This window comes from Actinosynnema sp. NPDC023658 (assembly GCF_040639995.1).
Taxonomy (GTDB): Bacteria; Actinomycetota; Actinomycetes; order Mycobacteriales; family Pseudonocardiaceae; genus Actinosynnema.
On sequence record NZ_JBFAAX010000169.1, the window covers coordinates 1 to 11375 of the forward strand.

10 protein-coding genes and 1 tRNA gene are annotated in these 11375 nt (G+C 71.1%); 5 read left to right on the forward strand and 6 right to left on the reverse strand.

Features of this window, described 5'->3' with window-relative positions:
* Positions 1-86: 86 nt before the first annotated feature.
* Positions 87-368, reverse strand: a complete 282-nt coding sequence (locus tag AB0G02_RS18930) for a radical SAM protein (protein ID WP_360795824.1) — start codon at positions 366-368, stop codon at positions 87-89.
* Positions 369-1007: 639 nt separating this feature from the next.
* On the opposite strand from AB0G02_RS18930, the gene AB0G02_RS18935 reads away from it, so the two are divergent.
* Complete coding sequence (locus tag AB0G02_RS18935; protein ID WP_360795827.1) at positions 1008-2528, forward strand: peptide deformylase; 1521 nt, start codon at positions 1008-1010, stop codon at positions 2526-2528.
* Positions 2529-2766: 238 nt separating this feature from the next.
* Positions 2767-3255 (forward strand): Imm1 family immunity protein, encoded by a 489-nt coding sequence (locus tag AB0G02_RS18940; RefSeq protein WP_360795830.1) that lies wholly within the window; start codon positions 2767-2769, stop codon positions 3253-3255.
* Between the two features lie 291 nt (positions 3256-3546).
* On the opposite strand, the gene AB0G02_RS18945 is transcribed toward AB0G02_RS18940, so the two are convergent.
* The 5 genes from AB0G02_RS18945 to AB0G02_RS18965 form a co-directional block, all read right to left on the reverse strand.
* A tRNA-Ala gene (locus AB0G02_RS18945) sits at positions 3547-3619 on the reverse strand.
* A 131-nt stretch (positions 3620-3750) separates the two neighbouring features.
* On the reverse strand, positions 3751-4509 hold the full coding sequence (locus AB0G02_RS18950; protein ID WP_360795833.1) for a thioredoxin domain-containing protein: 759 nt from the start codon (positions 4507-4509) through the stop codon (positions 3751-3753).
* A 67-nt stretch (positions 4510-4576) separates the two neighbouring features.
* The gene (locus AB0G02_RS18955) at positions 4577-5893 is read right to left on the reverse strand and encodes an MFS transporter (RefSeq protein WP_360795836.1); all 1317 of its coding nucleotides are present in this window, start codon (positions 5891-5893) and stop codon (positions 4577-4579) included.
* A gap of 61 nt (positions 5894-5954) precedes the next feature.
* Positions 5955-6767 (reverse strand): GNAT family N-acetyltransferase, encoded by an 813-nt coding sequence (locus AB0G02_RS18960; protein WP_360795839.1) that lies wholly within the window; start codon positions 6765-6767, stop codon positions 5955-5957.
* Positions 6768-6771: 4 nt separating this feature from the next.
* Positions 6772-7872, reverse strand: coding sequence for a glycosyltransferase (locus tag AB0G02_RS18965; RefSeq protein WP_360795842.1), 1101 nt, complete (start codon positions 7870-7872; stop codon positions 6772-6774).
* Between the two features lie 26 nt (positions 7873-7898).
* Between AB0G02_RS18965 and hrpB the strand changes: the two genes are divergently transcribed.
* From hrpB to AB0G02_RS18980, 3 genes are read left to right on the forward strand one after another with little or no spacing between them, the layout of a single operon-like run.
* Positions 7899-10220 (forward strand): ATP-dependent helicase HrpB, encoded by a 2322-nt coding sequence (gene hrpB / locus AB0G02_RS18970; RefSeq protein ID WP_360795845.1) that lies wholly within the window; start codon positions 7899-7901, stop codon positions 10218-10220.
* Between the two features lie 53 nt (positions 10221-10273).
* The gene (locus AB0G02_RS18975; protein WP_360795848.1) at positions 10274-10693 is read left to right on the forward strand and encodes a hypothetical protein; all 420 of its coding nucleotides are present in this window, start codon (positions 10274-10276) and stop codon (positions 10691-10693) included.
* Positions 10690-11301, forward strand: a complete 612-nt coding sequence (locus AB0G02_RS18980) for an alpha/beta hydrolase (RefSeq protein WP_360795851.1) — start codon at positions 10690-10692, stop codon at positions 11299-11301. The genes AB0G02_RS18975 and AB0G02_RS18980 overlap by 4 nt, the downstream gene beginning before the upstream one ends.
* The last annotated feature ends 74 nt before the right edge of the window (positions 11302-11375 follow it).

Consider the following 11375-nt stretch of genomic DNA (forward strand, 5'->3'; position numbering starts at 1 on the left):
GCCCCGCCACCTACGAAGCAATCCGACACCACCCAGTGGACCAGGTAGCCTGACCACACCTCACCGACCCTGTCCGTCAAAACGGGTCAACCCCAATCGGGCAAGGAACGGTGCAGCGTCGGCTCCCCACCGATGAACTGCACCATTTCAACGCCGATCCTGCCGGCCTGGTCGATGACACTCTCCCAGTCCCTCGAGGTCATCACACCGTCGTTGCCACCTGGCCCCGACTCCGCGTAGCAGTGAGAGCACTGCAATTGACACTTGCCAGTAATCTCCAACCAAAGAAATGAAAGATCGCTCATCTCAACCTCATCTCTTTCGATGTGAATAGCACAACCGACTTTGTCGGATAACCGCGTTCTCATCCACCGCCAACAGGGCACGCAGCGAGAAACGGCACACCGCACCGGTGAACAATCGGCGTCGAAGAGGGCGTCGTAGCCGAGCCGGACTGCTTCCGCGGCGTAACGACGACCCTGCAGCGAAGTCGGCGACACCGGGACCGGTCAGCGGTGGCGCCGCAGCCCGCACAAGCGCGACACCGATGTGCCGGTACAGCGGTTTCCTACCACCGGAACGCATCCGTTCCTCCCGCCGGTACAGAGCGGAACGGGCTGGGAAGACACCCGGCCCGTGAGCGGCGGCGGCCTCAGACGCCACCGGTGACGCACGCCGACGCACATGTTGGGTCACAATTGTCGTCGGTGCCGTTGGGGCAGGCGTTCAACGCCGGGTCCGCGGGCGCGTGAGTGATGCCGCGCCGATCGAGCGCAAATGGGTCGCGGTGGGTGGGCATTTCCGTCGTCGTCATGAGCAGTGGTTCCCTTTCGTCGTCCGGTCTGATCGGTATCGATCCGACGGGCGGTGATGCAGCCCAGAGGCGGTCTGTCGCCACGTGTAAGGGCGTTCTACGACACCAGCCGGTCCGGGTGTGCCTCTAGGCTGAGCGGTGACTCACGGTGGGATCACGCCCACTCACAGTCCGGGAAGGCGGGAGTGTTGTCGTGACCGGCGGGGCGCGTTCGACAAACGGGGGCAGCGGTGAGACCAACGCCTTTGCGGCGGAACTCGCCCGTTGGCGTGACGTGCGGAGCCTGTCCCGCACCGCGCTGGCCAAGTTGATGGGCTACGACCGCTCATACGTGTCCAAAGTGGAGTCGGGCCACGAGCGCCCATCACGAGAGTTCGCGCTGCACGCCGACACCGCACTGAAGTCAGGCGGGGCACTGCGCACCGCATTCCGCGAGTTCGAGGCCGGTCGCACCGGCAAGCCCCGTCCGCCGCTGCCATCCACCCCTGCGGACCAGTCCGGAGCGGGGAGTCTGGTGGTCGACCACGACGACGCCACCTTGCACTACGACGGGCATACCTACCGGCTCACCCAACGCCGCCGCCTGGTCAACGGCGGTACGGAGCCCATCACCCGCTACCTGATCCGCATCTCCGTCGACCGCTACCCCGGCGACCCCGAACGGTCCAACCGCCTCTACAGCGAGAACCCGCTCACCTGGGACGAAATCGACTTGCATGCCTGGCACGGCCAGGACCGGGCCGAGCCGATGAGCTGGAGCGCCCACCACGACCGCGACGCCTTCAAGGAAGTCTGGCTGCACTTCGCCGGCGACACCGGCCACTTCCCGCTCTACCCCGGCGAGTCGACCTGGATCGAATACGAGTACACCGTCCGCGACGAGCACTGGGGCAACTGGTTCCAACGCGCCATCCGGTTGCCCACCGCGAAGCTGTCGGTCTCGCTGAACTTCCCCGCCGACCTCACCCCGGTGGTGTGGGGCCTGCACACCTCCATGACCGCCGACGCCATGCCCTTTCCCACCGCCATCCACCGCACCACCGACGGCGACCGGGTGATCTTCGCCTGGTCATGCCAGGACCCACCCCCGCACGCCCGCTACCGACTCGAATGGGATTTCCGCGGCCGCACGACCACCGACATCACCCCCGCGCATCCCAGTGAGACCATGGCCGCCCTGGGCGTGGTCCAGGATGGCGATCCCCTGCTGCGCCGCACCGCCCGCACCTTCGACCTGCCCGCCGAAGCCGAGGACGCCCGCCGGGTCATCACCGAGTTGCACTCCGCCGCCGAACGCATCGCCCATGCTCACACCTTCGGCAAGGGCATGGGCATCGCCGCACCCCAGATCGGCATCGACCGCGCCGCCGCTCTTGTCCGCCCGCCCGGCACCGACCAGTCGATCACGCTGCTCAATCCCTCGATCATCGAGAGCGGCACCGAGATCGATGAGCAGTACGAGGGCTGTCTGAGCTTCTTCGACGTCCGCTGCCTGGTTCCGCGACCGATGCAGATCCACGTCGAGCACACAGACATCACCGGCGAGAAGAAGATCACCGTCTTCGACCGCGGCATGGCCCGGCTGGTCGCCCACGAAGTGGACCACCTCCACGGCACCCTCTGCCGCGACCTGCTACCCGCCGGACGGCAGCCCATCCCGGTCGAGCAGTACCGGGGCACCGGCCAGACCTGGAATTACGGCGGGTCACCGTGAGCACCGACCGCCACGTGCGTCTGTTCCGCATGCTGCGGTCGTGCCCGCCGTTTCTTACCTGCCCGACTTCCTCAGCGGCCAAAGCTTAACGGCGCGTACCAGCAGGTCTCGGAGGACTCGTGAGAGTAGGCGAGCACGTCGAGGGCAATGTCCTAATGACAGCCCAACAGCTGAGTGACCACGGCGAGCTCGTAGTCGACAACGAAAAGTGCCAGGGTCTCGGCAGAAGGAGCCCGTCGTGACTCCGCTCGACGTCTACTACTTCAGCGGCGGCAACCGCGCCGACGAACCTGTCACCGTGGACGATGACATCGCCTTGGACGATGTCATGACAGACATCCTGGCCAACCCACAACCACACCCGACCGTGGTGTACGCCAAGGACCGGCCGACGATCGGTCCGGCGGAACTGCCTGACCACCAACTCAAGTTCGACCTCGACGCCGAGCACCACATCGCCGCCGTCCACGTGTTCGGCCCGAAAGACTTCCTACCAGCCGACATGACAGGCGAGGCGAACGACACCACAGCATGGATCGCCCTACCCCGGCAGACGGACACCCGAGTCCCCGCCGGCGTGACGCTCTACATCGACAAGGGCACCCGCACCGAGTTCCCCGCAGAGGCCGCCCTGCCGCTGAACATGCTTCGCAGTCTCCTGCACGAGTTCATGCGGACCGGCAAACGCCCCACATGTGTCGACTGGCAGCGGACCGACATCTTCTAGTGGCAACGCGACCCCACGCGCCCGTTGACGGCCGTTCGGGACCGTTTGGGGGTGGTACACCGGAGCCGGACATCGGCAGCCGCTACGGCCGTCGAAAAGTCAGCGGGCAGATCCACCCAGCCGGGTTACCGAGACTGGAGCACACAGCTGACAACATTTCGCCCGGAGCGACCGCCTGCTCCAGATTTGCTCCAGCTCGGCCGCCACAGTCCACAGTGGACGGAAAAACAAGATCGCCCGCCACCTGCATTACCGCAGGTCAGCGGGCGATTCGTATGCTGTATTCGATTGTGGAGCTGAGGGGACTCGAACCCCTGACCCTCACACTGCCAGTGTGATGCGCTACCAGCTGCGCCACAGCCCCTTGCCTGCACGTTTCCCGGCGGTTGGGGCCGCCGTTCTCGTGTGGCAATACCGTACAACACCGCCCCGGCAGGGGCGAAATCGGGGGGTCCCTCCCGACGTCCGCGCTGCTGAGCGCGGGTGCCGCGGGCCCTACTTGAGCAGGTTGGTCAGCCAGTCGCGGTCGTCCCAGGAGACGACCTGGCCGTCCTTCATCACGGTCGGCGTGCCGCCGAAGTTCCCGGTCGCCTTCACCGCGTCCAGTTCGGCCTGCGCGTCCTTCTCGTGCGCACCGCTGTCCACGCACTGCTTGAACGCGTCACCGGTGATGCCGAGGTCCGTCCCGAGCTTCACCAGTTCCTCCTTGGTGTGCCCCGGACCGCCCTCCTTCGGCTGCCTGGCGAACAGCGCCTCGTGGTACTGCCAGAACTTGTCCTCGTCGGCCGCGCACAGCGCCGCGTTCGCCGCGTCGAGCGAGTAGCCCGGCGGGTCGGAGTACTTCATCAGGAACGGCAGGGCGTGGTAGCGCATGCGCAGGTTGCCGGCTTCGATCTCCTGCTTGATCTGGCTGCCGTAGGCCTTCTTGAACGCGCCGCACGCGGGGCAGAGGAAGTCCTCGTACAGGTCGAGGGTGACCTTCGCGTCGTCCTTGCCGACGAGGACGGCGCCGGCCTCGCGGACGACCGGCACGGAGATGCCGGGCACCTGGGGCGGGTCGGCCAGCGAGGCGTCGTCCTCACCGGACTTGCTCCAGATCACGCCGCCGACCACGACCAGCGCGAGCACGGCGACGACCACGACGCCGATGACGACCTTGGTCCGGTCGCCCGACGCACCGCGCGCCGCGACCACCGCCTTCGTCGCCCGCTGCTGCTGCTTCTTCTTCCGAGCGTTGCGCTCCGCGCCACCCACAGCACTGCCCTCCCGGTGAAAACCCGTCCCGCAGGCTACCGAGGCATGCTGAGTACAACCTGAGCGCTCACGCGTCCGGCTGACGCGGTCGACCGGCCACGCGCTCGCCGGAGGGCACCTCGGCGCTCTCGTCCAGGCGACCGGACTCACCGGCGACCTGCGACCCGACGTGCGTCTCCTCGTTCCGCGGCAGGGTCTCGGGCGCGAAGAGCCAGAACACCAGCGCCACGGCGGCCATCGCACCCGTCAGGGTGAACGCCGCCTGGTACGAGAACTGGTCCACGAGCACGCCCGCGACCAGCGGTCCGACGATGGCGCCGCTGTCGGCGACCATCTGGAACGCCGCGAGCACCGGGCCGCCCTTGGCCTTGGCCCCGATCACGTCCGCGACGACGGCGTTCTGCGGCGGGTTGAGCAGACCGGCCCCGGCGCCCGCGACGAGCGACGCGACCATGAACATCGGCACGCCGCCGCTGAGCCCGAGCCACACCGTGCCGACCGCGGACACGGCGAGCCCGGCGATCGCCACCGGCTTGCGACCGATGCTGTCGGACAGCTTGCCCGAGATCATCAGCACGGCGGCGTTGCCGGCCGCGAACACCGACAGCGAGATGCCCGCGATGGCCGGCGTGCTGCGCAGCGCCTCCACCACGAACAGCGGCACCAGCGAGATCCGCACGCCGAACACCGCCCAGCCGTTGGCGAACCCGGAGGCCAGCGCCGCCCGGTACGCGGGCAGCCGCACGGCGACGCGCACCGGCATCGACACCTGTTCGGTGGACTTGTCGAGCGCGGCGGCGAGCGTGGACCGGCGCAGGAACCACCAGACGACGAGCGCGGCCACCACGAGCGCACCCGCGTAGGTGACGAACGGCACCTGGATGGAGATTTCCACGAGCGCCGCGCCGACGATCGGGCCGCCGATGTTGCCGAGCAGGAACCCGGTCGCCCACAGCCCGGAGGCGCGGCCGCGCATCGGGGCGGGCGTGATCCGGATGAGCAGGCCGACCGCGGCGACGGTGAACATGGTCGACCCGATGCCCGCGAACGACCGGAACACGATGAGCTGCCAGTACGCGGTGGCGAAGCCGCACGCGCCGGTGCCGACCGCGACGATCAGGATGCCGACGATGTAGACCCAGGTCTCGCCGAACCGGTTGACCAGTCGACCGCTCATCGGCGCGAACAGGAGCCTGACCAGGGCGAACGAGCTGACCACGGCGGACACGGCGAACGTGCCGACGTCGAAGCTCTTGGCGTACGCGGGCAGGACGGGCGCGACGATGCCGAACCCGAGGGCGATGATGAAGCTCGCCACGACGAGGACCCACACCTCGCCGGGCAGCCGGGGCTTGGCCTTCACTCCGGACCCGGTCCCCAGCACTGCGCGCCCCTTCCGACGTCCGTTAGCTGTGCTAAGGATATGCGGTGCGGCAAGCAAATACTCAATCGAGCAGTTCGTCGACCCTCCGCGCGTAGGCCGTCACCGGGTAGCAGACGTCGAAGCCGCACGCCTCCACGAACCGCTCCCCCGCGCCGCCCTCGGCCACGTGCGACGCCACCAGCACCACCCCGGCCTCGCGCAACTCGGCCACCACACCGAAGACGAGCGCCCGACCCAACCCGCGACGTCGGCGGGCCGGCCGCACGACCGCGTGCTCGACCAACCCGACCCGGCGCTCAGCGAACCCGGAGGCGAACCCGCCGATCCGGTCACCGTCGTCCGTGACGACGAACACGCACCGCGGGTCGTCCAGCCGCTGCCCGAGGTGCCTCAGCAGCCGCGGCCCGTCGACGCCCAGGTCGTCGGCCAGCAGCTCCGCGATGCCCTCCAGGTCGGTGTCCCGCGCCGCCCGCACGACCTCCGACCGCCGCACCTCGCCGCGGTGCACGACGGCCAACGACTCCTCCACCGCGTGCCACCCGGTGTCGTCCGCGATGCCCTCGATCTCGGCCACGGTCGTCGGTGACGCGTACAGCACGGCCTCGGCCCGCCCGACGTCCGCGAACGTCTGCTCCAACCGCATCAACGTGCCCGCGACCTCGGCGGACGACCCGTACACCGCGCACGCGTGGTTGCCGCCGGGCAGCGGGTTGTCCCGGTTCACCACGACCTGCGCCGCGCCGACGCGGCCGACCTTGCCGTAGCGGACGGCGCCGGAGGCCAGCCGGGCGGCTTCCACCAGCCCGGCCAGCTCACGGGCCCGGTACGGGTCGAGCAGCTCGGGGTCGTCGGGGTCGCGCAGCGGGTCAACCACGACATCAGCCTTGCACGTCGCGGTCCTTCCACTTCGTGGTGCCGCGCAGCGCCTGCCACGCCGCGTCCAACGACAGTGCGCCGAAGACGACGTAGGCCGCCGGCGCGAGCACGGCCGCGGACCGCGGCTGCCGGGACCGCCGCAGGAAGGTCCACTGGGCGGCCGACTGGCCCAGCCACGCCAGCAGCCCGAGCTTGGACCCGCGCAACGCCGTCACCACCGGCAGGACCCCGTACGCGATGTGCGCGAGCCCGGTCGACCCGAGCGACAGGAACGCACTGGCCGGCCCCTTCGCGTACAGCGACGTGCCGGCCACCATGCTCTTGCGCATCGACGCCCACGAGTCGCCGAACGCGTCCAGCCCGGACGTGGTCAGCGAGTCCGCGCCGTCCACGTACCGCGTCCGGCCGCCGGTGTCGCGGATCAGGGTGGCGAAGCCCACGTCGTCCGCGCGCGACCCGGCGATCGCCGCCCAACCGCCCGCCCGCTCGTACGCCGCGCGGCGGACCAGGATGCAGTGCCCGACGGCCAGCGCCATGCCGCGCCGCCCGTCGACGGTCGTCGTCTCGAACAGCAGCTGGTTCACCGGCGGCAGCAGCAGCCACCACCCGGCGCTCGGCCCGGTGCCGCGCCCGGACGTGGACACGAGGTCGACGTCGTCGCGCCGGGCGCCCGCGAGCAGCCTGCCGACCAGGTCGGGCGCGGCCTCGGTGTCGGCGTCCACGAACAGCAGCCAGTCGGTGTCGGCCTCGGCGGTGCCGAGGTGCAGGGCGTGCACCTTCCCCGCCCAGCCGGACGGCGGTCCGGAGCTGCTCACCAGCCGCACCCTCGGGTCCTGCTCGGCGTGCCGCCGCACGATCTCGGCGGTGCGGTCGGACGACGCGTCGTCCACGACCACGATCCGCAGGTCCGGGTAGTCCTGCCCGCGCAGACCGGTGAGGCAGCGCTCGATGCAGTGCTCTTCGTCGCGCGCGGGCACGACGACCGTGACCGGCCCGTCCTCGACCCGCGTCACGGGCAGTCGCCGGACCTCCCGCCAGACCTTGATCGTCACGGCCGCGCGGGCCAGGGCCACCGCCGCGCCGAGGACACCCCATTTCCCCATGCCGCCACATTGGCACACTCACCCCCGTGGAGCTGCCGAACCTGCCGATCCGCCCGCTGCTCGGTGAGATCGCGGGCACGTTGACCGCGCACGGCTCGGCGGTGCTGGTCGCCCCTCCGGGCACGGGCAAGACGACGTTGGTGCCGTTGGCGCTGGAGGGCCGCGTGGTGGTGGCCGAACCACGCCGGCTGGCCGCCCGCGCCGCCGCCGCGCGGATGGCGAGCCTGCTCGGTGAACCCGTGGGGCGGACGGTCGGCTACTCGGTGCGCGGCGACCGGAAGACGTCGAAGGACACCCGCATCGAGGTCGTCACGTCGGGGCTGCTGGTGCGGCGGTTGCAGCACGACCCCGAGCTGGCGGGCGTGGACGTGGTGCTGCTGGACGAGTGCCACGAGCGGCACCTGGACGCGGACCTGCTGCTGGCGCTGCTGCTGGACGCGCGGGCGGGGCTGCGGCCGGACCTGAAGCTGCTGGCCACGTCCGCGACGGTGGCGGCCGACCGGTTGGCGCAGCTGCTCGGTGACGCGCCGGTGCTGCGGGTGGAGGCCCGGACGTTCCCGGTGGACCTCGCGCACGTCCCGCCGGCCCGCAACGAACGGGTCGAGGCGACCGTCGCCCGCGCCGTCCGCCAGGCGTTGTCCGAAGTGGACGGCGACGTGCTGGCGTTCCTGCCGGGCGTGGCGGAGATCCGGCGGTGCGCGGCGCTGCTGCCCGGCGACGTGGACGTGCTGCCGCTGCACGGTCGGCTCGCCACGTCCGCCCAGGACGACGCGTTGCGGCCCGGTGCCCGGCGGCGGGTCGTGCTGGCCACCGCGATCGCCGAGTCGAGCCTGACCGTGCCGGGCGTGCGGGCGGTGGTGGACTCCGGGCTGTCGCGCGTGCCGCGGGTGGACCACCGGCGCGGGTTGTCCGGCCTGGCGACGGTCCGGGTCAGCGCGGCGGTGGCCGACCAGCGCGCGGGCCGGGCCGGGCGCGAGGCGCCGGGCCGGGTCTACCGGTGCTGGCCCGCGCACGAGCACAGCACGTTGCCGCGCTACCCGGAGCCGGAGATCCGCACCGCCGACCTGACCCGGCTGGCGCTGGAGCTGGCCTGCTGGGGCGTGCCCGACGGCGAGGGGCTGGGCTGGTGGGACGCGCCGCCGCAGGGCGCGCTGGACGCCGGCCGGTCGGTGCTGCGCGCTCTGGGCGCGTTGGACGACCGGGGAGCCACGGAACGGGGCCGCCGGATGGCCGACCTCGGCCTGCACCCTCGGCTGGCACGGGCGTTGTTGGACGGCGCGGCGGCCGTGGGCGCTCGCCGGGCCGCCGAGGTGGTGGCGCTGCTGGACGACGACCGCGCGAACTCCGGGGTCGAGCTGACCACGCGTGACGCCGACCCGCGCGAGGTGCGCCGCCTGGCCGCGATGGTCGACGGCACGGGTCACGGCGACCCCGCGCTGGTCGTCGCCCTCGCCTACCCGGAGCGGTTGGCGCGCAGGCGTTCACCCGGGTCGCCGGTGTACCTGATGGCGGGCGGCACGGCGGTGGAGCTGCCGCCGGGCAGCGGGTTGGCCGACGCCGAGTGGCTGGCGGTCGCCATCGCGGACCGGGAGGCGGGCCGCGCGCACGGCCGCATCCGGTTGGCCGCACGGGCCGACGAGGAGCTGGCGGTGAAGGCCGCGTCGTCGTTGCTGTCGTTCGAGGACGACGTGCGGTGGGACGGCGACGTGGTGGCGAACCGGCTGCGCAAGCTGGGTGCCATCACGCTGTCCAGCAAGCCGCTGCACGACCGCGAGGCGATCCGGCGCGCGCTCCTCGAAGGGCTGCGCGCTGAAGGCACGGGGTTGCTGCGGTGGGACGCGGACGGCCTGCGCACGCGGGAGCGGATGGCGTTCCTGCACCGCGTGATCGGTGACCCGTGGCCCGCGGTGGACGACGAGGCGCTGCTCGCCGTGGTCGACGTGGGTGACGCGAGGCGCAGGGCGGACCTGGCCCGGATCAGCGGCGAGCAGGTCGTGCGCCGACTCCTGCCCTGGCCCGCGGCGGCGCGCTTCGACGAGCTCGCCCCGGACCGCCTCGAAGTGCCTTCGGGTTCACGCATCCGGGTGGACTACTCCGCGTCCGACCCGGTGCTGCCGGTGAAGGTGCAGGAGGTCTTCGGCTGGACCGAGACCCCTCGCCTGGCCGACGGCCGCGTGCCGATCGTCCTGCACCTGCTCTCGCCGGCCGGTCGCCCGACCGCCGTCACCGGCGACCTGGCGTCGTTCTGGCGGACCGGCTACCCGCAGGTCAGGTCGGAACTGCGGGGCCGCTACCCGAAGCACCGCTGGCCCGAGGACCCGATGACCGCCCGACCGGCCCGGCGCTGACTACTTGACGGATCGCGTCAAGTACTTGACGATAGCCGTCAAGGAGGTGTCGCGTGCTCGCAGCACAGATCGCCACGATCATCCGCACCCGGCTGCTCGACCCGCTGGAGATCCTCTTCGACGACGTCGGCGACCTGCCGTCCCGCGCCGACGCCGTGGCCCGGCGGATGGCCGAGGCCATGGAGGGGGACGACGAGGCGGCGGCCGTCCACGCCATCGCGCGGCTCATCGGCGCGGTGTACCCCGGTGACGCGCCGTTCGACCCGCCCGCCGACTGGTGGCGCACCCCGCTCGGACGGGTCGTCGCACGTCGGATGGGTCACCCGGCGGCGCAGGCGGTGTCGTACTCGGTGGCCGGCGCGATGCTCGGCGTCACCAAGCAGGGCGTCCACGACCTCGTGCGACGCGGCAAGTTGGAACGCGACGAGGACGGCGTCACCGTCGCCTCGGTGAGAGCGAGGCTGAACTCGTGAAGGTGCTGGCACTGCACGGCGCGGGCGGATCACCGGCCGACTGGGACCCGGTCGCGGCGGCCTTGGCCGGCGTGCACGACGTCGTCCCGCTGCCGGTGGAAGGCCCGTGGGACTGGGAGTCGGTCCTCGACCGGATCGAACCGCACGCCGAGGACAACCCGGCCGTGATCGGCATGTCCATGGGCGGCATGGTCGCCGCGCTGTGGGGCAGGCGGCACCCGGAGTGCCCGGCCGTGATCGACATCGACGGTCACGGCGTGCCGACCCAACCGCGGCGCTACCTGGACCCGGCCGCCGTCGCCGCCGAGATCGACGCGCTGCGCGAGGCCTTCCGCGCCCACGGCCAACCGGAGCTCCAGCAGGCCCTGGAGGACCTGGACTGCTTCGAGGTCTTCCGCGACGTGCGCTGCCCGATGCTGCTCGCCCTGGCCACCAGGCCGATGCCGGGTCAGGCCCTGTTCGAGCCGTACCAGGCGGGCCTGGCCCGCGACGTCGCCACCCTGCCGCCCAACATCGAGGTCGTCCGCCTCGACGCCACCCACGCCGTAGCCCTCAACGACCCACCTCTGATCGCCAAGCTGATCAACGACTACCTACCGAACCGCTGATCTCACACACCCACCGCCACCAAGGAGCGTCCAGCGCCAACCCACCCACCGCCGGGATCCGGGTGCCAACCGCC